The organism is Leifsonia sp. L25, assembly GCF_050632895.1.
Map to the genome: position 1 here is coordinate 14,421 of NZ_JBODRZ010000006.1, position 23,923 is coordinate 38,343.

Below are 23,923 nucleotides of genomic sequence, written 5' to 3' on the forward strand. Positions count from 1 at the left end.
GGACCCCACACGACCCCGACAGAGGAAACACACCGACATGAGCGAATTCTCGAACACGCCCAAGCTGGTCCTGCTGCCCGCCGTCGACGTCGCCGACGGCAAGGCCGTGCGACTGACGCAGGGCGAGGCCGGCAGCGAGACCAGTTACGGCGACCCGGTCGACGCCGCCGCCGAATGGGTGGAGGCCGGCGCCGAATGGATCCATCTGGTCGACCTGGACGCCGCCTTCGGCCGGGGCGACAACCGCGACCTCCTCAAGAAGGTCATCGACCAGACCACGGGGGTCGACATCGAACTCTCCGGCGGCATCCGCGACGACGCGTCGCTGGAGCACGCGCTGGCGATCGGCGCGACGCGCGTCAACCTCGGCACGGCGGCGCTGGAGAACCCGGAGTGGGCGGCGAGGGCGATCGGCCGTTTCGGCGAGGCGATCGCGGTCGGTCTGGACGTGCGCGGCACGACGCTCGCGGCCCGCGGCTGGACGCGCGAGGGCGGCGACCTGTGGGAGGTGCTGGAACGCCTCGAGGAGGCCGGCTGCGCGCGTTACGTCGTGACCGACGTGACCAAGGACGGCACGCTCACGGGCCCGAACCTCGACCTGCTTCGCCAGGTGATGGAGCGCACGGAGCGACCCGTGGTCGCCTCCGGCGGCATCTCCAGCCTCGACGACATCGCCGCGCTGCGCGAGTTGGTGCCGCTGGGCCTGGAGGGCGCGATCGTCGGCAAGGCGCTCTACTCCGGAGCGTTCACCCTGCCCGAGGCGCTGGATGTCGCCGGCGACTGAGCCTGGGGACCGGTCGGACGGCGATCGGCAGGAGGCCGCACCCGGCGGTGCTTCGAGCGGCCCCACCGCGACCGGCGCCGACCGGCTGGCCGGGTTCGCGGCGACGCTCGCCGGATTCACTGCCTCCGTCGGCGACTCCGCGGGGCAGCCGTGGGAGGGCCGCGAGTTCGACGACAACCCGTTCGGCGACGACGACGGGTCGGCGCCTCCCGAGCTGCTCGGCGCCCTCGCCGCGTTCCGCGCGGGCGAGGTCGGCGCCGAAGCCGTGGTGGACGCCGTGCGCGCGGTGCGCCTCCTCATCCCGCTCGTCGCCGAGCTGGGGGAGGAGGGCGCCGGCGACACAGGGCTCGTGGTCGACAAGACGCAGGAGCTGTCCATCGTCACCGTCGCTGCGCCGGACGGACGGCGCGTCCTCCCGGTGTTCTCGTCGGTGACGGCGATGCAGGCCTGGAATCCGCTGGCTCGACCGGTGCCGGCTGCGGGCCCGCGTGCCGCGCTCGCCGCGGCGTCGGAGGAGACCGAGCTGCTCGTGCTCGACCCCACCTCCGAGACCGAGTTCGTGCTGCGGCGGCCGGCGGTGTGGGCTCTCGCGCAGGGGCAGCCCTGGCTGCCGAGCCACCGCGACCCGGTGGTGGTGACGGCGTTCCGGGCGTCGATCGTGTCCGAACTCGGCGTGCTCGACCTGGACCTGGCCGCGGGCGACCCGGAGTACCGCTTCGCAGGCGATGAACTGGTGGTGCGGCTCACGCTCGCCGCCGGCCTGACCGCAGAGGAGCTGAACGCCATCCTGTCCCGCCTCGCGCAGCGCTGGGCCGCCGACGACGCGATCGCCACCCGCGTCGACTCCCTCCGCGTCCAACTCACCGCCGCCCCGTGACACACGAGTACGCGGATGATCCGCGTACTCGGCGGTTTCTGACCGATTATGCGCGTACTCGGGGGCTGCGGGCGGTTCCGCCTACGCTGGAGGGATCATGACCGTCTTCGCCGCCCTCGTCCTGTTCGCCAACGCCGTCTTCAACGTGATCGCCTGGCCGCGCTTCTTCGCCCGGGTCCGGTCCGACCAGCGCGCCAGGGACGCTGCGGGGCGCCCCACGGCCTTTTTCCGCGTGCACGCGGCGCTGCTCGGCGTCGCCCTCCTGCTCGCCGTGCTGTCGGCCGTCGCCGGGGTGGTCCTCCTCGTCGCGTGAGGTCCGAGGCGCGCACGAGCGCGGGAGCCCGGTTGCCCGTGGCGTGAGCCGGATGGGAGCATGAGGGCATGGCCATCACGATCACCGGCGACGCCGAAGCCGACGCCCTTCTCGACCAGTCTCCGTTCGCCCTGCTCGTCGGGATGATGCTCGACCAGCAGATCGCGATGGAGACCGCCTTCACCGGTCCGGCCAAGCTGCGCGACCGCCTCGGCTCGCTCGACCCGGCCGGGATCGCCGCCCTCGACCCGGACGAGCTTGTCGCGGTGATGAAGCAGACGCCGTCGGTGCACCGCTTCCCGGGCTCGATGGCCGGTCGGTTGCAGTCGCTGTCCGCCGCGATCGTCGACGAGTGGGGCGGCGACACCGCGGCGATCTGGACCCAGGGCGATCCCAGCGGAGCCGAGGTGCTGCGCCGGCTCAAGGCGCTCCCCGGCTTCGGCGAGCAGAAGGCGAAGATCTTCCTGGCGCTGCTCGGCAAGCAGAAGGGACTCCAGGCGCAGGGCTGGCGGGAGGCCGCCGGCGACTACGGCGCGGAGGGCTACCGGTCGGTCGCCGACATCGTCGACCCGGAGTCGCTCACCAAGGTCCGCGAGCACAAGCGCGCGATGAAGGCCGCTGCGAAGGGCTGATGGCCCGGACCCGGTGAGATGTCGGCGGCCGCCGATAGCGTAGCGGTGTGTTCCTCCTCGACGGTGTGATCGTCACCAGCGCCAGCGATCTGACCGAAGCGTCCAAGTGCGAGTTCGCCTTCCTGCGCACGCTCGACGTCAAGCTCGGCCGGCTGGAGAAGACCGACGAGGTCGAGGATCCGATGTACGTGCGCTCGTCGCGGTTGGGCGACGAGCAGGAGCACCACATCCTGGAGCGCTACCGCGAGCGGTTCGGCGACGGCGTCGCGGAGATCGAGCGGCCCGAGTCGCTGAGCGCCGAGAGCCTCGCGGAGGCCGTGCGCCGCACCGCCGACGCATTCGCGCGGGGGAGCGAGGTGGTCTTCCAGGCCACCTTCTTCGACGGGTCGTTCGTCGGCTTCGCGGACTTCATCGTGCGGCTGCCCGACGGCCGCTACCGCGTCCAGGACTCCAAGCTCGCCCGCAGCGCGCGGGTGACCGCCCTTCTGCAGCTCGCCGCCTACGCCGAGCAGCTCCGGCGCACCGGCGTCGACGTCGACGGCACGGTCGAGTTGCTGCTGGGCGACGGCTCCGTCAGCGAGCACCGGCTGTCCGACATCGAGCCGGTCTACCGCAAGCGGCGCGCGCGGCTGCTCGACATCATCGCCGCGCACGTCGCGGATCCCGGCCCGGTGCAGTGGGGCGATCCGCGCTTCACGGTGTGCGGCCGGTGCGACACCTGTGACGCGGAGATCACCGCCGCACGCGACGTCCTGCTGGTCGCCGGGATGCGCGTGACCCAGCGCGAGCGTCTCGCCGCGGCGGGCATCACGACCATCGACGCGCTCGCGGGCTCGACCGGGCCGGTCGAGGGCATCTCCGAGGGAACGCTCTCGGGGCTGCGCGAGCAGGCGAGGCTTCAGCTCGAGGCCGTGGAGGGCGCGCCGCCGCCCGTGCGCGTGTTCAACGCCCCGGTGCTCGCCGTCCTCCCGGAGCCCGACCCGGGGGACATCTTCTTCGACTTCGAGGGCGACCCGCTCTACACCGAGGGCGCGGGGGAGCGCTGGAACCTCGACTACCTGTTCGGGATGGTCGACCAGGACGCCCGGTTCACCGCATTCTGGGCGCACGACTTCGCGGAGGAACGCGCGGCGCTGGAACGCTTCCTGGAGTTCGTCCGGGAGCGCCGGGCCGTGTATCCCGGCATGCACATCTACCACTACGCGGCCTACGAGCAGACCCACCTGCTGTCGATCTCCGCACGGCACGGCGTCGGCGAGGAGGAGGTCGACGGCCTGCTGCGCGACAACGTGATGGTCGATCTGTATCCGCTCGTGCGCAAGTCCGTGCGCGTCGGGTCGCGGTCGTACTCCATCAAGAAACTGGAGCCGCTCTACATGGGCACGGAACTGCGCCAGAGCGAGGTCACGAACGGCGCGGACTCCATCACCGAGTACGCGAACGCGCGCGACCTGATCGCGCTCGGCCGCTTCGCTGAGGCTCAGCCTTTGCTCGACGCGCTCGGCGACTACAACCGCTACGACTGCGTCTCGACGCTCCGACTCCGCGACTGGCTGCTCGCCCGCGCGGCCGAGGCAGGCGTGCCGATCGGCGCCGCGCCGATGGAGGAGCCCGAGCCCGCACCGGAGGAGTCGCCGCTGCGCGCGGGCCTGCTCGGGTTCGCCGGCGACCCGCTCGACCCGCACCGCACGCCCGACCGGGAGGCGATGGCGCTCGCCGCGGCCGCGATCGACTTCCACCGCCGCGAGCAGAAGAGCTTCTGGCAGAGTCACTTCTCCCGGCTCATCCAGCCGGTCGAGGAGTGGGCCGACACCCGCGACGTGCTGGTCGTGGAGACCGTGCGCGTCGTGCGCGACTGGTATCTGGACGAGGGCCAGCGGGTGGAGCGGCGCGAGCTGCTGCTCACGGGCCAATGGGGCGCGGGCAGTGCGGTGCGGGTGAGCGAGAGCTCCGGGCCGTTCCTCCTCTACGAATACCCCGGCCCGTTCCGGCTGCTGCGGGCGCAGCCGGGCGCGCGCACGGTGCGCAGCGCCGCCGTCATCGACGTCACCGACGACGGATCGGTGCTGGTGCGCGAGACGCTCCCGGAGGACGTGGCGGCGTATCCCCACCTCCCGATGGCGCTCACCCCGGCGCCGCCGCCGAACACGCGTCCGCTCGCCGAGGCGGTGCGCGAGTGGGGCACTGACCTGCTCGCGGCGCGGCACAACGACCGCTGGCCCGTGAACGCGACCATCGACCTGCTCCGGCGCACGCCGCCGCGCACGCGGTCGGGGGCGCTGGCACCCGAGGGGCCGGAGGACGGCAGTGGGCGCATCGCGGCCGTCACCGCGAGCCTGCTCGACCTGGACGCGTCGTACCTCGCGGTGCAGGGGCCTCCCGGCACCGGGAAGTCGTACCTCGGCGCCCACGTCATCGCGCGGCTCGTGGCAGAGTACGGCTGGCGCGTCGGGGTCGTCGCCCAGTCGCACGCGGTGGTCGAGAACCTGCTCGACCGCGTCGTGGACACCGGTCTCGACGCCGCCCTCGTCGGCAAGGTGCCGAGCGGCGCGGCCGAGGCGCCCCGATTCACGCCGCTGCGCCGGAACGGCCACCTGGAGTTCGCGGCCGAGCGCGAGGGCCGCGGGTACGTGCTGGGCGGCACAGCGTGGGACTTCGCCAACGTCGCACGTATCCCGCGCGGGAGTCTCGACCTGCTGGTGATCGACGAGGCCGGCCAGTTCTCGCTCGCCTCGACCATCGCGGTCGGCGTCGCGGCGCGCAACCTGCTGCTGCTCGGCGACCCGCAGCAGCTTCCCCAGGTCAGCCAGGGCAGCCATCCCGAACCCGTCGACGGCTCCGCCCTCGGCTGGGTGAGCGACGGCCACGACGTGCTCCCCGCGGAGTTCGGCTATTTCCTCGCCGAGAGCCGGCGTATGCACCCTGCGCTGGCGGAGGCGGTGTCCCGGCTGGCTTACGAGGGGAAACTGCACGCCCATCCGAGCGCCCGCGGCCGAGAGCTCGGCGGCGTCGAGCCCGGCCTCCACCCGGTGCCGGTAGAGCACGTGGGCAACGCCACGGCGTCGCCGCAGGAGGCCGAGGCGGTCGTCCGTATCGTGGACGCGCTGATCGGCCGCTCCTGGAGCGACCCCGCCGCAGGCGTCGAGGACGCGCCGCTGGGTCAGGGCGATGTCATCGTGGTGACCCCGTACAACGCGCAACTCGCCGAAGTGCGCGAGCTCCTCGACGCAGCAGGCTTCCCGCAGGTCCGGGTGGGAACGGTGGACAAGTTCCAGGGCCAGGAGGCCGCCGTCGCGATCGTCAGCCTGGCCGCGTCCTCGGCCGCCGACGTGCCCCGAGGGATGTCGTTCCTGCTGATGAAGAACCGGCTGAATGTCGCGATCTCGCGCGCGAAGTGGGCGGCGTACCTGGTGCACTCGCCCGAGCTGACCGAGTTCCTGCCCACGACTCCGGCCGGGGTGGGCGAGCTCAGCGCGTTCATCCGGCTGGTGGAGCCGAACGTGTCGGATCGCCCCGCCGTGGCTGCGCGTGAAGCCGCTGGTGAGGCGCGGGCCTGAGAGCTACGGTGGAGGCGTGTCCCCGGAGGAACTGCAGGAGCTCGTCATCCTGCGTCGCGCGCGCGACAAGATCGATCGCGAGTACGCCGAGCCGCTCGACGTCCCCACGATGGCCGCGTCCGCCTTCATGTCGCCGTCGCACTTCTCCCGCCGGTTCCGCGCCGTCTACGGCGAGACGCCCTACAGCTACCTGATGACCCGGCGGATCGAGCGCGCGATGGCGTTGCTGCGCGAGGGGATGACTGTGACCGAAGCATGCATGGCCGTAGGCTGTACGTCGCTCGGCTCGTTCAGCTCGAAGTTCGCCGAGGTGGTGGGGGAGTCGCCGACGAGCTACCGGGCGCGCGAGCACCGCGCCGTGCTCGCCATGCCCAACTGCATCGCGAAGCAGCGGACGCGGCCGGTTCGCTCCAAGCCCGTTCGGGGCTGAGGCGCAACAGGTGAGCAGGAATGGAGAAGCGCTCCGTCCGCTGCGTTCCTAGAGTGGCCGTATGACCATTTCGCTTCAGTACTCGCACATCACCGTCACGAACCCCGAGGAGTCCCTCGCCTTCTATCGTGACGCGCTGGGGCTGGACGTCCTCAACGACGTCGAGTCGGGCGGCCACCACTGGATCACCCTCGGCGTCGCGGGTCAGCCGGGCACCGAGATCGTCCTCTCCGACCCGTACGCCGGCCGCTCGCAGTCCGACGGCGACGCCATCCAGGAGCTCGTCGCCAAGGGCGTGCTGACGAACGTCGTCTTCCGCACCGAGGACGACCTCGACGGCGTGTTCGAGCGTGTGCGCGCCAGCGGCGCCGAGGTGCTCCAGGAGCCGAAGGACCAGCCGTGGGGGCCGCGCGACTGCGCCTTCCGCGACCCGTCGGGCAACATGGTGCGCATCCTGCAGTCGGCGGCGCAGCCCGCGTGACCGGCCGCTTTGCGGTGTGCGCCGGAGGTCCCCCAATGGCCTCCGGCGCACACGTACCCCCGATTCTCGCGAAGGCCTGCGCAACCGGCCAGAGCGTTCGCACCTAAAATCGGAAATCTGACGACACGGACTGGCGTCGTCATATTTCGGAACGCGTTTTGCCCTCCCGACCCCCTCTTGGAAGGCTCGATGTGCCGCCAACCGTCCGCCGGCACATCCCACACCCTTCACGAGAGGCACAGCCATGTCCGACGCCACCCCGCCCGGAACCGTCCCCGCGCTCCCCGAGAAGCCCAAGCGCTCGAAGACCCCGTGGATCGTCGGCATCGCCGTCGTCGCGGTCCTCGCGATCGTCGGGGGCGTTGTCGCTGCCGTCAACGCGAGCGACAGCGGAACGGCAGACGCCGCGGGCGCGGCCGTCGCGGTGAAGATCGGCACGACGGAGCAGTCCGCACCGTATTGGCCGATCCTCAAGAAGGAGGCGGCGAAGGAGGGCATCGACATCCAGGTCGTCGGCTTCCGGGACTACACCCAGGCCAACCCGGCGCTCGCGAACGGCCAGCTCGACCTGAACCTGTTCCAGCACCTGCAGTTCCTGGCGAACTACAACGTGGAGTCGGGTCACGACCTGGTGCCGATCGCGTCGACCTACGTCGTCCCGCTGTCGCTCTACTCGAAGAAGTTCTCGTCGCTGGAGAAGCTCCCGGCCGGCGCGAAGATCGCCATCCCGAACGACCCCACCAACCAGGCCCGCGCCCTGCTGGTGCTGCAGAAGGCCGGCCTTCTGAAGTTGAAGAACGGCGGCACCACGCTCTCCACGCCGGCCGACATCGACGCGGCGGCGTCGAAGGTGACGGTGCTCCCGGTCGACGCCGCGCAGACCGCGCCCGCGCTCGATTCCGCAGACGCCGCGGTGATCAACAACACCTTCGTCGGCCCCGCCGGCATCGACCCGAAGTCCGCGCTGTTCCAGGACGACCCGAAGAGCTCCGCAGCCGAGCCGTACATCAACGCCTTCGTGGCCCGCGCGAAGGACAAGGACAACGCGACCTACCTGAAGATCGCCGACCTCTACCACTCGAAGGCGGTGCAGGACGCGGTGCTCGCCGACTCGAAGAACACCGCGGTGATCGTCCAGAAGCCGCAAGCCGACCTCATCGCGATCCTGCGCTCGCTGGAGAAGTCGATCGCGGCGGCGAAGTAGGCGTGAGCGCGCTCATCGAGTTCCGCGGCGTCACCAAGAGCTTCCGCTCCGGGGACGCGGCGGTCTCCGCCGTCACAGACATCGACCTGACCATCGAGCGCGGCGAGATCTTCGGCATCATCGGCTACTCCGGTGCGGGCAAGAGCACGCTGCTGCGGCTCATCAACGCGCTGGAGCACGCGACCTCCGGTTCGGTGATCGTCGACGGCCGCGACCTGACCACGCTGCGCGAGCGCGACCTGCGCAGCGTGCGGGCGGGGATCGGGATGATCTTCCAGCAGTTCAACCTGTTCCGCTCGCGCACAGTTTTCGCGAACATCGCGTATCCGCTGAAGGTCGCAGGCTGGCCACCGGACGAGCGCAAGCAGCGCGTCGCAGAACTGCTCGCCTTCGTCGGACTGACCGAGAAGGCGTGGGCGTACCCCGACCAGCTCTCCGGAGGCCAGAAACAGCGCGTCGGCATCGCCCGTGCGCTGGCGACGAACCCGGCCATCCTGCTCGCCGACGAGGCGACGAGCGCGCTCGATCCCGAGACGACCGCCGACGTGCTGGCGCTGCTCAAGCGGGTCAACGCGGAGCTCGGCGTCACCATCGTCGTCATCACGCACGAGATGGAGGTCGTCCGGTCGATCGCCGACCGGGTCGCCGTGCTCGACTCCGGCCGGATCATCGAGCTCGGGACCGTCTTCGACGTGTTCTCGGACCCGCAGACCGCGACCTCGCAGCGTTTCGTCGGCACTGTGCTCCGCAACCAGCCGGGGGAGGCCGACATCGAGCGGCTGCGCGGCAAGCACGACGGCCGGATCGTGTCGGCCCGCATCCACGACGACGGCCGCCTCGGCGCGGTGCTCTCCGACGCCGTCGGCCGGCACGGGGTCCGGTTCGAGATCGTCTACGGCGGCATCTCGGCCCTTCAGGGCCGGTCGTTCGGGAGCCTCACCCTCGAACTGCTCGGCGAACCGGAGGCGGTGGACGCGCTGATCGCGGAACTCCGCACGGTGACCGAGGTCGAGGAGGTGGCGGCATGACCGACTGGTCGACGCTCTGGCCGGTGTACCTGACCTCCATCGGCCAGACCCTGTGGATGGTCGTCGCGACACTCGTGCTCGGCGGTGTGCTCGGGCTCGCGCTCGGCGTGCTGCTGTACACGACGCGGCCCGGCGGCCTGCTGGAGAACCGCGTGCTGTCGGCGGTGCTGAACGTGCTGGTCAACTTCGTCCGCCCGATCCCGTTCATCATCTTCATGACCGCGGTGGCGCCGCTGACGCAGGCGGTGCTGGGGACGTTCCTCGGGACGCCCGCGGCGATCTTCCCGATGACGCTCGCGGCGACGTTCGCGATCTCCCGCATCGTGGAGCAGAACCTGGTCACGATCGACCCCGGTGTGATCGAGGCGGCGCGCGCGATGGGGTCGAGCCCCTGGCGGATCATCTCCACGCTGCTCATCCCGGAGGCGCTCGGCCCGCTGATCCTCGGTTACACGTTCGTGTTCGTCGCGATCGTGGACCTGTCGGCGGTCGCGGGCAGCCTCGGCGGCGGCGGCCTCGGGGACTTCGCCATCTCGTACGGCTACCAGCGTTACAACTGGGTCGTGACCTGGGTCGCGGTGCTGACGATCGTGGTGCTGGTGCAGGCGGCGCAGTTCCTGGGGAACACGCTGGCGCGGAAGGCGCTCCGGCGGTGAGGCGCTGCTAGGCCTTCGCGGTGTAGCGGCCGACCGGGCGCAGGCGGAGCGGGCGCTCGCGGTACTCGGCGAGGGCGTGCACGATCCAGCCGGCGGTGCGTGCGGTGGCGAAGATCACCTCGCCGGCGTCGTCGGACATCCCGCCCGCCAGGGAGAGCGCGGCGAGGGCGAGGTCCACGTTCGGCGCGGCGCCGGTGCGGTCGCGCAGCACGGCGGCCAGCGCGTCGACGGCCGCCACGACGGGTTCAGCGCCGGGGATGTCGGCGAGCATGCCGAGGAGGATTCGCCCGCGCGGGTCGCCCGCCGGATAGAGCGGCTGGCCGAAGCCGGGGACCGGCCCGCGGCCGCCCACCACGGCGTCGGCGACGACCCGGGCGGGCTCCTCGCCGGCGGCGATCCGGGCGAGCATCCGGTGGGCGGCGCGGCTGGCGTTGCCGTGCAGGGGGAGTCGAGCGCGCCGAGGCCGGCGACGACCACGGCGTAGGGGGTCGCGCGCGCGGAGGCGGCGGCGCGGGCCGCGAGCGTGGAGACGGCGAGGTCGTGGTCGAGGAGGAGGACCAGCGCGGCATCGAGGGTGCGCACGGCTTCGGGGGAGGCGGGGTGCGGGGAGAGCCGGGACCAGAGCTCGGCGGCGAGTCCAGCGCCCGACGCTCGCGACTTCTCCGGCAGCACCGCCACCATCCCTGCGATCAGTCGCTCCGCCGCACCGGCCACGGCCTCCGGGTCCAGTGAGGTGCGCAGCGGGTCGGCCGCCGCCAGAGCCGTCACCGCGACCAGCTGCCGGTCGCGGTCGCCCGCGCCCGCCGGCAGCGCCGCCGCGACCCGGCGGGCTGACTCCAGCCCGGGGCCGGGCACGAACCGTACCGAGGCATCCCAGCGCCGGGTGAGCGCCCAGTGCGCGACGACCTCGAACGGCTGCCCGGCCAGCTCGGCGGCCGGGCGCCCGCGGTAGTACAGCTCGCCCTCGTCGATGAGCGCGAAGTCCGTCTCGATCACCATCAGCGGCCGGCCCTCCGAGCGCGCCGGCGCGGGGAGGTGCGGCGGCGCCGGGCGGAGGCGAAGGCCTCCACCTCCAGCGCGTCGAAGCTCGACCCGGCCGCGGTGCGTTCGCGGGCGAGCAGCCCGCGTGCGACGTACGCGTACAGCGTCTCGAGCTTGACGCCGAGGCGCTCGGCGGTCTGTTCGGCGGTGAGCCGCGGGAGGTCGCTCATATTGATCCGATCAACGTTGACGTACGTACCGTCCACGTTCACACTACTGGCATGGACCGCATGAACGACACCCTCATCGACGTCCCGCGCGGACTGACCAATGTCGTCGCCGCCAGCACCGCGCTCGGCGACGTCCGCGGGCACGAGGGCTTCTACCACTACCGCCAGTACTCGGCTGTCGACCTGGCGCGCGAGCGCACCTTCGAGGACGCCTGGTACCTGCTGCTGTTCGGCGAGCTGCCGTCCGTGCAGGAGCTGGCGGCCTTCCGGGCGCGGATCGCCGAGGCGCGCCGGATCCCGGAGCCGGTCGCCGAACTGCTGCCGGCGATCGCACGGCTGACGACGCACGGCGACGCGCTGGCCGGACTCCGGATGGCGCTCGCCGCGGTCGCCGCCGCCGACCGGATGCAGCCCGTCTACGACGAGGACGCGGAGACCCGGCTGCGCGACGCGATCCGCGTGGCGGCGGTCACGCCGGTGCTGCTGGCCTCGCTGCACGCGTACGCCGAGGGGCGCATGCCGTCCGAGCCGCGCGACGACCTCGGCCACGTCGCGGACTACCTGCGGCTGATCACCGGCCGCACTCCCGACGCCGCGCACGAGCACGCGCTCAGCGCGTACCTGACGGCCGCGATCGACCACGGCTTCAACGCCTCCACCTTCACCGCCCGGGTGATCGCGTCCACGGGCGCGGATGTCGCGGCGGCGGTGGACGGCGCGCTCGGCGCACTGTCCGGCCCGCTGCACGGCGGCGCGCCCAGCCGCGCGCTCGACACGCTCGATGCGATCGGGACCCCCGACCGCATCGACGCGTGGATCACCGAGACGGTGCGCTCGGGCGGGAGGGTGATGGGCTTCGGCCACGCCGTCTACCGCACCGAGGACCCGCGGTCGGTGCTGCTGAGGGAGGTCGCTCAGGGCTTCGGCGGCGAGCGGGTGGACTTCGCGGTGCGGGTCGAGGAGCGGGTCCAGCAGCTCCTCGAGGAGCTGAAGCCCGGGCGCGGGCTGCACACGAACGTCGAGTTCTACGCCGGCGTCGTGATGGAGCTGTGCGGCATCCCGCGCGAGCTGTTCACGCCGACGTTCGCAGCGGCGCGCGTCGTCGGCTGGACCGCGCACATCCTGGAGCAGGCGACGGACGGCAAGATCCTGCGGCCATCGTCGCGCTACGTCGGTCCCCCAGCGCCCGAGCCGTTGCCCGGGAGACCGATCGCCGCCTGACCGACAGGGGTGCGGGGGCGTATCGTGCTGCTCGGGCGGCCTCCTCAGCGGCCGCACGAGCGACGGAGGACGCGATGCGCGGAGCGGTGCGGCACGTGGAGTGGGTCGGCGACGAGGATCCGGAGCGGCTGGAGGCGGCGGTCGTCACCTTCGCGCCCGACCGGCTGGACGCGCTCGGCACCTCCCGCACGACGGACTACGTCACGAGCTGGGCGCTGGAGACCGGCCCGGGCTGGGTGACCTCCCGGCTGTCGGTCGCGGTCGACGGCCGCGGTTTCACCCGGTGGCTCGTCCTCACCCGCGACGCCCACGGCCGCTGGGCCGCCGAATCGTACACGCACGGCGACGACCGCTACCACGACGAGCCGATGGCGGCCCCGGGGATCGCCGATCCGGAGAGCCTGGAGGGCGCGCTCGACTGCGACCTGGCGCTCTGCCCGGTCACGAACACGATGCCGATCCTCCGGCTCGGCGCGCTGGAGGGGTTGGAGGAGACCGAGCTGACGATGGCGTGGGTCGACCTCCCGTCGCTGGCGGTGGTGGCGAGCCGGCAGGCGTACAGTGCGGCCGAGCCGTTCGACGCGGGTGCGGGCCGTTCGGTCGTGCGCTTCCGGAGCGTCGGCAGCGGGTTCATGGCGGACCTCGGCGTGGACGAGGACGGCCTGGTCATCGACTACCCGCGGCTCGCGCGCCGCATCCGCACCTGCTGACGGCGTCAGGAAGTCAGGAAGTCAGGGCGTCAGGGCGTCAGGGCGTCAGGGCGTCAGGGCGTCAGGCGGTCAGGGGGTGGGGGCGAGGGCGTCGTAGTCTCGGAAGCTCGTGCGGATGCGCACGATGGTCGCGACCAGCACCACGATCAGGAGGCCGCCCAGCAGCGGCGGGAACCAGAGCGCGCCGGAGAGCGCGAGCACGCCGATGTAGAGGTCGCCGAGCCGGGGGCCGCCGGTCACCACCACGGTGAACACACCCTGCAGCCTCCCGCGCATGACGTCGGGCGCCGACGCCTGCAGGATGGTCATCCGGAAGATCGAGCTGACGTTGTCGGCCGCGCCCGAGGCCGCCAGCAGCACGGTGGCCGCGATCAGCGCGGGGAGGTTCGCGTCGGCGATCGACGCGCTCCCGCCGGCCGTCCCGCTGAATGCGACGACCGCGAGCACGATGCCGAAGCCGAGGATGGAGGCGCCGTAGACGACGATCGCCCGCTCCACCGCGCGGCCCTGCCACCGGACGCCGCCGAGCCGCCCGGAGAAGACGCTGGACACCAACGTCCCGACCGCGCCGGCGGCGGTCAGGATGCCGACCGTCACGGGTCCGCCGCCGATGAGCAGCGCGCCCACCGCCGGGAACAGCGCCCGCGGCTGGCCGAACGTCATCGCGATCAGGTCGAGCACGAAGGTCATCGACAGGTTCGGCGCCGACTTCAGGAAGCGCAGCCCCTGGAGCACCGAGGACAGCCCGGCGCGCTGCCGCTCGCCCTCCGGCACGATCGACGGCAACGTGAAAATCCCGAGGAACGCCGCGGTGAACAGGATCACGTCGACCGTGTACGTCCACGGGATGCCGACGCTCGCGACCAGGAGTCCGGCGAGCGCGGGGCCGACGGTGACCATCACGCCCATGCTCATCCCGCCGAGCGCGCTCGCCGCGGGCAGCAGCCGTGCGGGGAGGAGTCGGGGCGTGATCGCCTGCCGGGTGGCGCCGATCATGACCGTGGCGACCGCGTTGACCGTCGTGAGGAGGTAGAGCGGCCACACCACCTGGACGTGCGACCAGGCGAACACAGCGATCCCCGCAGTGGAGGCCCACGCGACGATGGCGGTCACGAGGGCGACCTTCCTCCGGTCGAACGCGTCGGCGAGAACGCCGCCGTACAGCCCGAAGACGATCATCGGCACGAGCGCGAACAGCGCGACGAGCGAGACGGCCAGAGTCGAGTGCGTGAGGTCGTAGATGTTGAGGCCGACGGCGACGATCGTCATCTGGCCGCCGATGCCGGAGACGGCGCCGCCGAGCCAGAGCCGGGCGAACGCCGGCGACTCCCTCAGCGGGCTGAGGTCGACGAAGTGCCGGGCGTGCGCGAGCCGAGGCTCGCTCGTATCGTCGGGCTCCTTGGTGCCCGGAGCCTGGCCGCCGCTCAGAAGCGCGGCTTCTTGCTGAGCGTCACCGCGGCGAGCGAGAAGACGACGCCGAACAGCATGAGCGTGACCGTGACGGCCTGCAGGACGACCTGGAAGAACGGGACGAACGGTGTGACCGAGACCCAGAGCCAGAGGATCGCGCCGATCAGCGTGATGACGTAGCTGAAAGTGCGGCGCGCGTAGAGCGCGTTGAGCGACACGACCGTGCCGGCGACCGTCATCTGGAACAGCGGCAGGAACGCGTGCGCGTTGCCGGTCCAGGTCGCGACCAGGCTGATGACGCCCAGCACGAGGGTGACCAGCACGACGAGGGTCGCGAGCAGGTTGCCGAGCAGCGGCGGCACCGTGGCGCTCAGGCTGCGGACGAGCCCACCGTGCTCGTCGTCGATCTCGTTCTCGGTACGGGGCTCAGCGATGATGTGCGTGGTCACGACGACGATCCTACCGCCCGCCCGGGCGGGGCCGCGCACGCTTCCGGCCCGGCACCGGGCGGGTACGTTGGAAGCCATGTCTGCCGACCACCGCCGGAGGCCCCGGCTCAGCCTGCCCGGCCGCGTCGTCCGCACGGACGCGGCGGCGGCCCGCCGCATCGACCGTCGCACGACCGGGCCGGGCGCCGACCGGTTCTGGCGCCTGCTCAGCGGCGCGGCCGACCACGGCAAGCTCTGGTTCGCCGCCGCCGCTGTGCTCGTCGCACTCGGCAAGCCGCGGGCGGCGGCCCGCGGGCTCGTCTCGCTCGGCATCGCCAGTCTGGTCGCCAACGTCGTGGGCAAGCAGCTCGTCGGCGGCGATCGGCCCGCGCCGGCCTCCATCCGTCTGGCGCGGCGGCTGGACCGCTCGCCGACCTCCCCGTCGTTCCCGTCCGGTCACGCCGCGAGCGCCGCGGCGTTCGCGACCGGGGTCGCGCTCGACTCCCCGGCTGCCGGCGCCGCTCTGGCCCCGCTCGCCGCCGGCGTCGGCTACTCGCGGCTGCACACCGGGGCGCACTGGCTCTCGGACGTCGCGGGCGGCGCCGCCATCGGCGCGGGCGCGGCCCTGCTCGTGAAGGCGCTGGGTCCGGCGGTCCGTCGGCTCCGGCCGGCCGCGTATCGCCGCGCCCCCACTGCATCGGCAGTCCGGCTCCCGGTGCTCGTGCGCGGCGCCGGCGCGTTCATCGTCGTCAACCCCGGCTCGGGCGCGGGGCTCGGCCGGCCGGACCCGCGGCCCCTGCTCGCGGAGCGATTCCCCGAAGCCCGCGTCCACGAGCTCCAGGAGGGGGACGACATCGCCGCGCTCGTCCAGCAGCAGTTGGGCTCGGCGGAGCCGCCCGCGGTGCTCGGCGTCTCCGGCGGCGACGGGACGGTGGCGGCGATGGCCCACGAAGCGCGCCTGGCCGGCCTCCCGCTGCTCGTCCTCCCTGGCGGCACGTTCAACCACTTCGCGAAAGCGATCGGAGCAGACACGCTGGAGGTCGCGCTCGCCGCGTTCGAGGCGGGCACGGGACGGCACGTGGACGTCGCCGAGCTGCGGCTCCCGGCGGGCAGCGACGGCGACGCCGTGACGCGGACGGTGCTCAACACGTCCTCCGTCGGCGTCTATCCGGCCTTCGTCGCCGAGCGGGAGCGGCACGAGGGTCGCTGGGGAAAGCCGCTCGCGGCCGTGATCGCGGCCATCCGGGTGGTGCGGAAGAGCACGCCGATCGACCTGGAGGTCGATGGCCGCCCCCGGTCGGTCTGGTCGGTGTTCATCGGGGTCGACCGCTACTACCCGGTCACCGTCGCCCCGATCGAACGACGTCGGCTGGACGACGGCCTGCTGGACATCCGCATCCTCGACGCCGGGCGGACTCCGAAGACCCGTGGCGCGGTCGCGCTCGCGTTCGGCGGGCGCACCGACACGCTGGTGGCGCGGCTGCCCTTCCTGCAGGGGCCTCCGGTGATCGACGGCTTCACCGCGGAGCGGATCTCCCTCCGCACGCGCGGTGAGGACCCGGGCTACGCCCACGACGGGGAGGCCTCCACCACGACGCCCGGCGACGGCCTGGACCTGCGCATCCTGCCTGCGGGACTGGCCGTGTACGCGCCGGTCAGCTCTCCTTGACGACCTGGTCGACGCGCTTGTCGGGTCGCAGGCCGCGCCACGACGGCTGACGCAGCCGCTCGGTGCCCGTCCACTCGGCGAACTCCACCTCGCCGACGTACTCCGGCCGCACCCAGTGCGCGCCGCGCGCGTCGAGCGCGGGCACACCCGCCAGCGGGGGAGTCGTTCGCGGGTGCGCCGCCAGCTTCTTCGCCAGGTCGTCGAGCATCGCGTCGGTGAAGCCGGTGCCCACCTTGCCCACATAACGGAGCCCGTCGCCGTCAGGGATCCCGAGCAGCAGAGCGCCGATGCCGTTCGCGCGACGGCCGTTGCCGGGGGTCCAGCCGCCGATGACGACCTCCTGCGTGAGGTGATGCTTGATCTTGATCCAGGTGCGGGACCGCCGGCCGGTCGCGTAGGTGCCGTCGCGCCGCTTGGCCATGACGCCCTCCAGGCCCAGCTCGCGGGAGGAGGAGATGGCGTGGTCGACGTCACCGGCGAAGGCCGGCGGCACCTGCACCGGGTCGTCCTTGGGCGGGCGCAGGGTGTCCTCCAGAGCGGCGCGGCGCTCGTCGTAGGTCTTCGTTCGGAGGTCCTCGCCGTCGAGCCCAAGGAGATCGAACACGAAGTAGTGGGCGGGCGCGCGCTCGGCCGCCGCGCGCACCTCCGCGGGACGGGTGAGGCCCATCCGGGTCTGCAGGAGGCCGAAGTCGGGCCGGCCCTTCGGGGTCAGCGTGACGATCTCGCCGTCGAGCACCAGGTCGTGGTCGCCCGCGAGGCCGACCAGGCCTGCCACATCGGGGTAGGTGCCGGTGATGTCGTTGCCGTTGCGCGTGGTCAGGCGCAGGGCGCCGTCGCGCACCACGGCGACAGCGCGGATGCCGTCCCATTTCATCTCGAACGCCCACTCCGACTCGTCGTGGATGTCGCCCCTGGAGCCCAGCGTGGCCAACATCGGCGACACGGCTTCCCCAGCAATCCGTTCCTCACTTTCTCCCGCTCGAACACGGCGTTTTGCGGGAGGAAGTGAGGAAGCGATGGCTGGGGAAGTGCTTGGGTTCATCAGGTGGATGAGCCAGTTCTTCTCGTCGCCGCCCTGTTTCGTCGCGATGAGGGCGAACTTCCGCGGCTCGCCGCCGAGGCCGCCATCGGGCTGCCCGTGCAGGGTCGCGATGACCTCGTCGTCGCGCCACTTCTCCAGTTCGTACTCGCCGTGGTCCCAGATGTCGACGTGGCCGGCGCCGTACTCGCCGTGCGGGATGTCGCCGGCGAATGTGCCGTACTCCAGCGGGTGATCCTCCACGTGCACGGCGAGGTGGTTCTGCTTCGGGTCGGTCGGCGGCCCCTTCGGCAGCGCCCAGCTCACGAGCACGCCGTCGTGCTGCAGCCGGAAGTCCCAGTGCAGCCGCCGGGCGTGGTGCTCCTGGATGACGAACGAGCGCCCGTCCGCGGCGTCCGGGCTGACCGACGGCACCGGCTCGGGCGTCTTGTCGGCGTCGCGCTTCGAGCGGTAGGTCGTCAGCCGGTCGGTCTCGGCCGTGGCCGGTTCCCCGGTTGCCGCGCGCCCCGCCGACAGGTCCGCCAACGGGTCGCCACGGCGCTTCACCCGCTCCAGGACCTCCGTGTACTCCAGGTGCCTCAGGTCCTTCGAGGCCAGCTCGCGCCAGGTCCGGGGCGCGGCGACGGTCGGCCGGAAGCGCCCGCGCAGCGAGTACGGCGCGATCGTCGTCTTCGCCCCGTTGTTCTGACTCCAGTCGACCAGCACCTTGCCTGTGCGCAGCGCCTTCTTCATGTCGCTGACGACGAGGTCGGGATGGTCGGCCTCCAGTGCCCGCGCCAGCTCGTGCGCCACCGCGGACACCTGATCGCTGGTCTGCGAGCCGTCCAGCGGCGCATAGAGGTGGATGCCCTTGGACCCGCTCGTCACCGGGAGCGGGTCGAGCCCCATGTCGGCGAGGATGGCGCGGGCCAGCCGGGCGACCTCCGCGCAGTCCTGCAGCGTCGCGCCCTCGCCCGGGTCGAGGTCGAGCACCAGGCGGTCCGGGTTGTGCCGCGTGTCGCCGCGGCCCACGCGCCACTGCGGCACGTGCAGCTCCAGCGACGCGATCTGCGCCAGCCAGACCAGCGTCGCGCGGTCGTTCACGAGGGGGTAGGTGTTCTCGCTGGTCTTGTGCCGGATGGTGCGCGTCTTCACCCAGCCCGGGGTGGAGGCCGGGTCCAGGTTCTTCTGGAAGAACACCTCGCCGGGCTTCTCCGGCGTGCCGACGCCGTGGACCCAGCGCTTGCGGGTGGCGATGCGGTCGCGGGTGTGCGGGATCATCACGTCGGCGATGGCGCTGTAGTAGCCGATGACGTCGGCCTTGGTGGTGCCGGTGTCCGGGTACATGACCTTGTCGAGGTTCGTCAGTTTCAGCCGATGCCCGTCGATCGAGACCGTCTCGGTGTCCTCCGCCGCCATGCGAACACCGTACGCCGCCCGTGCCCTCCCTGGCAGATAGCGCTTCCACTGTTGAGTTTCCGCGGAAGCGCGGACACGATGGTCCCATGAGGGCCATTTGGACGGGAGCCATCACCTTCGGGCTGGTCAATGTGCCGGTGAAGGTCTACAGCGCGACCGAAGACCACGACGTGGCGCTGCACCAGGTGCACGACGCCGACGGCGGGCGCATCCGGTACAAGCGCGTGTGCGAGATCGACGGCAAGACGATCCCGTACGAGCACATCGCGAAGGCGTACGACGACGGCGAGCGGACGGTGATCCTGACCCCGGAGGACCTGGAGTCGCTGCCGGCCGAGCGCAGCCGCGAGATCGACGTCGTGGAGTTCGTGCCGAACGACCAGCTCGACCCGATCATGTTCGACCGCAGCTACTACCTGGAGCCGGACTCCAAGTCGCTGAAGGCCTACGCACTGCTGCGCAAGACGCTGGAGGACGAGGACCGCACCGCGATCGTCAACTTCGCGCTCCGGCAGAAGACGCGGCTCGGCGCGCTGCGGGTGCGCGGCAATGTGCTGGTCCTCCAGACCATGCTGTGGCACGACGAGATCCGCGCGGCCGAGTTCCCGTCGCTGGAGACCACGCCGCGGATCACCGAGCGGGAGCTCTCGCTGTCCTCCGCCCTGATGGAGAGCTTCGCGGGCGACTTCGAGCCGGAGAAGTTCAGCGACGAGTACCAGGACGAGCTGCGCAGGCTGATCGACGCCAAGCTGGAGCAGGGCGAGACCATCGACACCGCCGCGACCTTCGGCGAGGACCAGGAGGAGGCCAAGAAGGGCGGCGGCGAAGTCATCGACCTGATGGAGGCGCTGCAGCGCAGCGTCGAGCGGAGCAGGGGAGGCGGGTCCTCGAAGGCGGCGGCTTCGGGGAAGGCCGACGAGAAGAAGCCTGCGGCGAAGGAGAAGAAGGCACCCACGAAGAAGGTTCCCGCGAAGACCAAGAAGCCCGCGTGACGCGCCTGCGCCGCAGCGACCCGTCCGGGCCGGGCTATGCCCGCCGCAGCTCCGCGAAGGGTCCGGTCTACGAGGACGTGGCGGGCAACCGCATCGTGGACGAGCGCGAGCTGGAGCGCATCCGCTCGCTCGTCATCCCGCCCGCGTGGAAGGACGTCTGGATCTCCCCGGACGCGCGTGGCCACATCCAGGCGGTGGGGACGGACGCGGCCGGAAGGCGGCAGTACCTCTACCACGAGTCCTGGCGGCTGCGTCAGGACCGGATCAAGTTCGAGCGCGCCGCCCAGCTCGCCGAAACGCTTCCCGGCGCTCGCCGCAAGGTCACGATGGACCTGCGGCAGGAGGGGTTCGACCGCGACCGCATCCTGGCGGCGGCGTTCCGCATCATCGACCTCGGCAGCCTCCGGATCGGCAGCGAGGAGTACCTCCACGCCAACGGCAGCCGTGGCCTCACCACGCTGCTCTGCCGGCACGCGGCGATCGACGGCGACGAGGTGACCCTGACCTTCCCCGCGAAGTCGGCGCAGAAGTGGGCGAGCACCATCCAGGACGCCGACCTCGCCGCACTGCTCGCGGAGATCGTCGCCGCGCGCGGCCAGCGCTCCCGGCTGCTGTCATGGAAGGACGGGACCTGGCACACCATCCGTCCGGCATCGCTGAACGAGTACATCCAGCGGCAGACCGGCGGCGAGTTCACGGCCAAGGACTTCCGGACCCTGCACGGCACGATCGTCGCGGCGCAGGCGCTCGCCGAGCTCGGGGTGGCCGACAAGGAGGCGCAACGTGCGAAGCGGGTCACTGCCGCCGTCGCCGAGGCCGCGGACGCGCTCGGCAACACGCCGACGATCGCGCGCAACAGCTACATCGACCCGCGCGTGTTCGACCGCTACCGGGCCGGGGAGGTCATCGACACCCGCGGCGGCCGCGCCCCCGAGCCGGCGCTGCTGGAACTCCTGAGCTGACGCCGGCCGCTTCGCCGCCTACCGTTTCGCGGCCGACTGCGCCGGCGTGCCCGCCGACAGCGGAGCCGCCACATCCTCCAGCGACTTGCGCTCGGCGTCCACGCCGAGGAACAGCTCGACCAGCCCCGCCGCGATCATCAGACCGGCGCCGATGTAGTAGCCGATCGCGATCGCCTGCACGCCGCCGCTGATGAGCTGTCCGAACAGGATCGGGCCGATGATGCCGCCCGCGGCGGTGCCGACCGCGTAGAAGAACGCGATCGCCATCGCCCGGGTCTCCATCGGGAAGATCTCGCTGACGGTCAGGTAGGCCGCGCTGGCGCCCGCCGAGGCGAAGAAGAAGACGACCATCCAGCAGACCGTCAGCCAGACCGCGTCGAGTGCACCCGCGGAGAAGAGCAGCGCGGTGCCGATGAGCAGCACGCCGGAACCGACGTAGCACAGCGTGATCATGAACCGGCGGCCCACCGAGTCGAACAGTCGCCCGAGCACCAGCGGACCGAGGAAGTTACCGATCGCGATCGGGAGCAGGGACCACGGTGCGATGTCGGCCGGCACCTTCAGCAGGTTCGTCAGCACCAGCGCGTAGGTGAAGAATACCGCGTTGTAGAGGAACGCCTGCCCGATGAACAGCGACAGCCCGAGGATCGACCGCTTCGGGTACTGATGGATGCCCACCCGGATGATCTCGCCGAACCCGGTCGACCGGCGCTGGTGGATCTCGATGCCCTTGTCGTCGGGCACGGTCTCCAGTTGCGAGCCGCTCTCCTTCTCGATGTCGCGCTCGATCTCCGCGACTTCCTTCTCGGCCGCCTCATCGCGGCCGTGGATGAACATCCAGCGCGGCGACTCCGGCACGTTCCGGCGCACGAGCAGGATGACCAGGCCGAGTACCGCGCCCAGCCCGAAGGCGATTCGCCAGCCGATGTTCGCCGGGAAGATCGCCGTGTTGAGCAGGAACACGGTGAGGACGGCGCCGAACGCGGTGCCGAGCCAGTACGAGCCGTTGATGGCGAGGTCGACGACGCCGCGGCGGCGGGCTGGGATGAGCTCGTCGATCGCGGAGTTGATCGCCGCGTACTCGCCGCCGATGCCGGCTCCGGTGAAGAAGCGGAACACGAAGAACATCCAGGGCGCGACCGAGAATGCGGTGAGCACGGTCGCCAGCAGGTAGAGGCCGAGCGTGACGATGAAGAGCTTCTTACGCCCGAACCGGTCGGTGAGGTAGCCGAAGACCATCGCTCCCACACAGGCGCCGGCGACGTAGATCGCCGCAGCGAGGCCGACCTGCGCGGTGGTCAGGCCGAGGCCGGAGGACTTCTCGGTGAGCCGGCTCGCGATCGCGCCCACGATGGTGACCTCGAGGCCGTCGAGGATCCACACTGTGCCGAGCCCGACGACGACGAGCCAGTGGAAGTGCGACCATGGCAGGCGGTCCAGCCGGGCCGGGATGGTGGTGCGGATGGTCTTGAGGCCCACCGAACCCTGGGAATCGGATGAATGCACGCTCATTTTCAGGAGAGTACGAGCGAACCGCTCCGACGACAGGCCCTTGACAACCGAATATTTGCGTGAAAGCAAGCGACACGCCTAGCGAGTGCTACCACCCTTGTCAACCCCTTGTTGGGGGAATGCGCATTCTGACACCGTTGACTCACGAATCGAGGCAGAAAACACCTGCACGACGAAATGGGATGACACGATGACGACGCTCGAAGTGACCAATGATCCAGTTCGCGACTACCTCAATTCCATCGGGAGGACCCGACTGCTGACGGCGGACGAGGAAGTCGCCCTGGCCAAGCGGATCGAGATCGGCGTGCTCGCCGGCGAACGCCTGGCGACCCGCCCGGGGCTGACCCCCAGAGAGAAGCGCGAGCTTCAGTACCTGGCCGACGACGGCAAGCGCGCCTTCGAGCGCTTCATCGAGGCGAACCTCCGCCTCGTGGTCAGCATCGCGAAGCGGTACGCCGGCCGCGGCCTCGCGGTGATGGACCTGATCCAGGAGGGCAACCTCGGCCTGGTGCGCGCGGTCGAGAAGTTCGACTACCGCACCGGCAACAAGTTCTCCACGTACGCCACCTGGTGGATCCGCCAGTCGATCCTCCGCGGCATCGCCGACACCGCCCGCCTGATCCGCATCCCGGTGCACACCGTCGAGAAGATCGACAAGCTCGACCGCATCCGCCGTGACCTCGGCGGCGAGCTCGGCCGCACGCCCACGCTGGAGGAGATGGCGGACGCCGCCAACCTGACCCCCGCCGAGGTGCACAAGCTGCAGATGAGCGACTCCGAGACCGTCTCGCTGGCCGTGCCGGTCGGCGAGAACGAGGGCGCCGAGCTCGGCGACTTGATCGAGGACGGCGACGCCCCCGGCCCGTCGGAGTCGGTGGAGGTCGAGTTCCGTCACCGCGATCTGGAGGAGCGCCTGCGCGAGCTGCCGCCGCGCGACGCCAAGGTCGTCCGGATGCGCTTCGGCCTCGACGGCCAGAAGCCGATGACCCTCGACGAGGTCGGCGCGGTCTACGGCATCACCCGCGAGCGCGTACGCCAGCTCGAGACCCGCAGCCTCAAACGCCTGCGCAGCCCTGAGCTGCTCGAATACCTGCGCTGACCGCCCACCTGCGCTGAGCGCCCACCTGGGCTGACCGCAGCGCCCACGCGATGACGGGAACCCCGTGCTCAGCCGAGCGCGGGGTTCTCGTGTTCCGCGGCCGCCTGCTCGAACGGGATGTCGCCGGGGTGGTCGCCCGATGCCGCCTCGTCCGCGCCGGCCTCCGCGTCGGCAGGGGCCGCGACGGTCTCCGCCACGGGAGCCTCGGCCGGACCGGCGGCCGCGAGTGGTTCTTCTGGTTCCGGTGTCATGGCGCGCCTCCGTTCTGCCACGATCACGGCCAGGATAGGAGCGGACTCCGCGGCGA

22 protein-coding genes and 1 pseudogene are annotated in these 23,923 nt (G+C 71.5%); 16 read left to right on the forward strand and 7 right to left on the reverse strand.

Annotation, left to right across the window (positions count from 1 at the left end; genetic code table 11):
* Positions 1 to 37 precede the first annotated feature (37 nt).
* The 10 genes from priA (at position 38) to ACRAWC_RS26680 (ending at position 9,962) form a co-directional block, all read left to right on the forward strand.
* On the forward strand, positions 38 to 784 hold the full coding sequence (gene priA, locus ACRAWC_RS26635; protein ID WP_431350171.1) for a bifunctional 1-(5-phosphoribosyl)-5-((5-phosphoribosylamino)methylideneamino)imidazole-4-carboxamide isomerase/phosphoribosylanthranilate isomerase PriA: 747 nt from the start codon (positions 38 to 40) through the stop codon (positions 782 to 784).
* A complete protein-coding gene (locus ACRAWC_RS26640) occupies positions 768 to 1,661 on the forward strand; it encodes an SseB family protein (protein WP_431350172.1) in 894 nt (297 codons plus the stop codon). The genes priA and ACRAWC_RS26640 overlap by 17 nt, the downstream gene beginning before the upstream one ends.
* Before the next feature lie 97 nt (positions 1,662 to 1,758).
* Complete coding sequence (locus ACRAWC_RS26645) at positions 1,759 to 1,974, forward strand: SCO4848 family membrane protein (protein ID WP_431350173.1); 216 nt, start codon at positions 1,759 to 1,761, stop codon at positions 1,972 to 1,974.
* Positions 1,975 to 2,042: 68 nt separating this feature from the next.
* A complete protein-coding gene (locus ACRAWC_RS26650; RefSeq protein WP_431350174.1) occupies positions 2,043 to 2,606 on the forward strand; it encodes an HhH-GPD-type base excision DNA repair protein in 564 nt (187 codons plus the stop codon).
* Positions 2,607 to 2,653: 47 nt separating this feature from the next.
* Complete coding sequence (locus ACRAWC_RS26655; RefSeq protein ID WP_431350175.1) at positions 2,654 to 6,163, forward strand: TM0106 family RecB-like putative nuclease; 3,510 nt, start codon at positions 2,654 to 2,656, stop codon at positions 6,161 to 6,163.
* 16 nt (positions 6,164 to 6,179) lie between these two features.
* Positions 6,180 to 6,593 (forward strand): helix-turn-helix transcriptional regulator, encoded by a 414-nt coding sequence (locus ACRAWC_RS26660; protein ID WP_431350176.1) that lies wholly within the window; start codon positions 6,180 to 6,182, stop codon positions 6,591 to 6,593.
* A gap of 61 nt (positions 6,594 to 6,654) precedes the next feature.
* Positions 6,655 to 7,074 (forward strand): VOC family protein, encoded by a 420-nt coding sequence (locus ACRAWC_RS26665; protein WP_431350177.1) that lies wholly within the window; start codon positions 6,655 to 6,657, stop codon positions 7,072 to 7,074.
* A gap of 244 nt (positions 7,075 to 7,318) precedes the next feature.
* On the forward strand, positions 7,319 to 8,278 hold the full coding sequence (locus tag ACRAWC_RS26670; protein ID WP_431350178.1) for a MetQ/NlpA family ABC transporter substrate-binding protein: 960 nt from the start codon (positions 7,319 to 7,321) through the stop codon (positions 8,276 to 8,278).
* Positions 8,279 to 8,280: 2 nt separating this feature from the next.
* The gene (locus ACRAWC_RS26675) at positions 8,281 to 9,306 is read left to right on the forward strand and encodes a methionine ABC transporter ATP-binding protein (protein ID WP_431350179.1); all 1,026 of its coding nucleotides are present in this window, start codon (positions 8,281 to 8,283) and stop codon (positions 9,304 to 9,306) included.
* Positions 9,303 to 9,962 (forward strand): methionine ABC transporter permease, encoded by a 660-nt coding sequence (locus tag ACRAWC_RS26680; protein ID WP_431350180.1) that lies wholly within the window; start codon positions 9,303 to 9,305, stop codon positions 9,960 to 9,962. Before ACRAWC_RS26675 ends, ACRAWC_RS26680 begins: the two co-directional genes overlap by 4 nt.
* Positions 9,963 to 9,969: 7 nt before the next feature.
* On the opposite strand, the pseudogene ACRAWC_RS26685 reads toward ACRAWC_RS26680, so the two are convergent.
* Positions 9,970 to 10,961, reverse strand: a pseudogene (locus ACRAWC_RS26685) (citrate/2-methylcitrate synthase).
* A complete protein-coding gene (locus ACRAWC_RS26690) occupies positions 10,961 to 11,173 on the reverse strand; it encodes a hypothetical protein (RefSeq protein WP_431350181.1) in 213 nt (70 codons plus the stop codon). The pseudogene ACRAWC_RS26685 and the gene ACRAWC_RS26690 overlap by 1 nt, the downstream one beginning before the upstream one ends.
* A 51-nt stretch (positions 11,174 to 11,224) precedes the next feature.
* On the opposite strand from ACRAWC_RS26690, the gene ACRAWC_RS26695 reads away from it, so the two are divergent.
* Together ACRAWC_RS26695 and ACRAWC_RS26700 are read left to right on the forward strand one after the other, a co-directional pair.
* On the forward strand, positions 11,225 to 12,394 hold the full coding sequence (locus ACRAWC_RS26695; RefSeq protein ID WP_431350182.1) for a citrate/2-methylcitrate synthase: 1,170 nt from the start codon (positions 11,225 to 11,227) through the stop codon (positions 12,392 to 12,394).
* Positions 12,395 to 12,468: 74 nt separating this feature from the next.
* Positions 12,469 to 13,104 (forward strand): putative glycolipid-binding domain-containing protein, encoded by a 636-nt coding sequence (locus ACRAWC_RS26700; protein WP_431350183.1) that lies wholly within the window; start codon positions 12,469 to 12,471, stop codon positions 13,102 to 13,104.
* Positions 13,105 to 13,173: 69 nt separating this feature from the next.
* On the opposite strand, the gene ACRAWC_RS26705 is transcribed toward ACRAWC_RS26700, so the two are convergent.
* Entirely contained in the window at positions 13,174 to 14,439 is a 1,266-nt protein-coding gene (locus ACRAWC_RS26705; protein ID WP_431350245.1) for an MFS transporter, read from the reverse strand.
* Between the two features lie 89 nt (positions 14,440 to 14,528).
* Complete coding sequence (locus ACRAWC_RS26710) at positions 14,529 to 14,963, reverse strand: hypothetical protein (protein WP_431350184.1); 435 nt, start codon at positions 14,961 to 14,963, stop codon at positions 14,529 to 14,531.
* Between the two features lie 76 nt (positions 14,964 to 15,039).
* Here ACRAWC_RS26710 and ACRAWC_RS26715 point away from each other — a divergent pair, with 76 nt between their 5' ends.
* Positions 15,040 to 16,611, forward strand: coding sequence for a bifunctional phosphatase PAP2/diacylglycerol kinase family protein (locus ACRAWC_RS26715; RefSeq protein WP_431350185.1), 1,572 nt, complete (start codon positions 15,040 to 15,042; stop codon positions 16,609 to 16,611).
* Here ACRAWC_RS26715 and ACRAWC_RS26720 read toward each other — a convergent pair.
* Positions 16,598 to 19,048 carry an ATP-dependent DNA ligase gene (locus ACRAWC_RS26720; protein ID WP_431350186.1) on the reverse strand — a complete coding sequence of 817 codons (2,451 nt, stop codon included), beginning with the start codon at positions 19,046 to 19,048 and terminating at the stop codon, positions 16,598 to 16,600. The two genes, ACRAWC_RS26715 and ACRAWC_RS26720, sit on opposite strands and share 14 nt — an antisense overlap.
* Before the next feature lie 86 nt (positions 19,049 to 19,134).
* Here ACRAWC_RS26720 and ACRAWC_RS26725 point away from each other — a divergent pair, with 86 nt between their 5' ends.
* Positions 19,135 to 20,040 (forward strand): Ku protein, encoded by a 906-nt coding sequence (locus tag ACRAWC_RS26725; protein ID WP_431350187.1) that lies wholly within the window; start codon positions 19,135 to 19,137, stop codon positions 20,038 to 20,040.
* The gene (locus ACRAWC_RS26730; RefSeq protein WP_431350188.1) at positions 20,037 to 21,002 is read left to right on the forward strand and encodes a DNA topoisomerase IB; all 966 of its coding nucleotides are present in this window, start codon (positions 20,037 to 20,039) and stop codon (positions 21,000 to 21,002) included. The genes ACRAWC_RS26725 and ACRAWC_RS26730 overlap by 4 nt, the downstream gene beginning before the upstream one ends.
* Positions 21,003 to 21,020: 18 nt before the next feature.
* Here ACRAWC_RS26730 and ACRAWC_RS26735 read toward each other — a convergent pair whose 3' ends face one another.
* Positions 21,021 to 22,442 carry an MFS transporter gene (locus ACRAWC_RS26735; RefSeq protein ID WP_431350246.1) on the reverse strand — a complete coding sequence of 474 codons (1,422 nt, stop codon included), beginning with the start codon at positions 22,440 to 22,442 and terminating at the stop codon, positions 21,021 to 21,023.
* A 262-nt stretch (positions 22,443 to 22,704) separates the two neighbouring features.
* On the opposite strand from ACRAWC_RS26735, the gene ACRAWC_RS26740 reads away from it, so the two are divergent.
* Positions 22,705 to 23,616: a sigma-70 family RNA polymerase sigma factor gene (locus tag ACRAWC_RS26740; protein ID WP_431350189.1), complete on the forward strand. Its 912-nt coding sequence runs from the start codon at positions 22,705 to 22,707 to the stop codon at positions 23,614 to 23,616.
* Between the two features lie 68 nt (positions 23,617 to 23,684).
* On the opposite strand, the gene ACRAWC_RS26745 is transcribed toward ACRAWC_RS26740, so the two are convergent.
* Positions 23,685 to 23,867, reverse strand: a complete 183-nt coding sequence (locus ACRAWC_RS26745) for a hypothetical protein (RefSeq protein ID WP_431350190.1) — start codon at positions 23,865 to 23,867, stop codon at positions 23,685 to 23,687.
* Positions 23,868 to 23,923 lie beyond the last annotated feature (56 nt).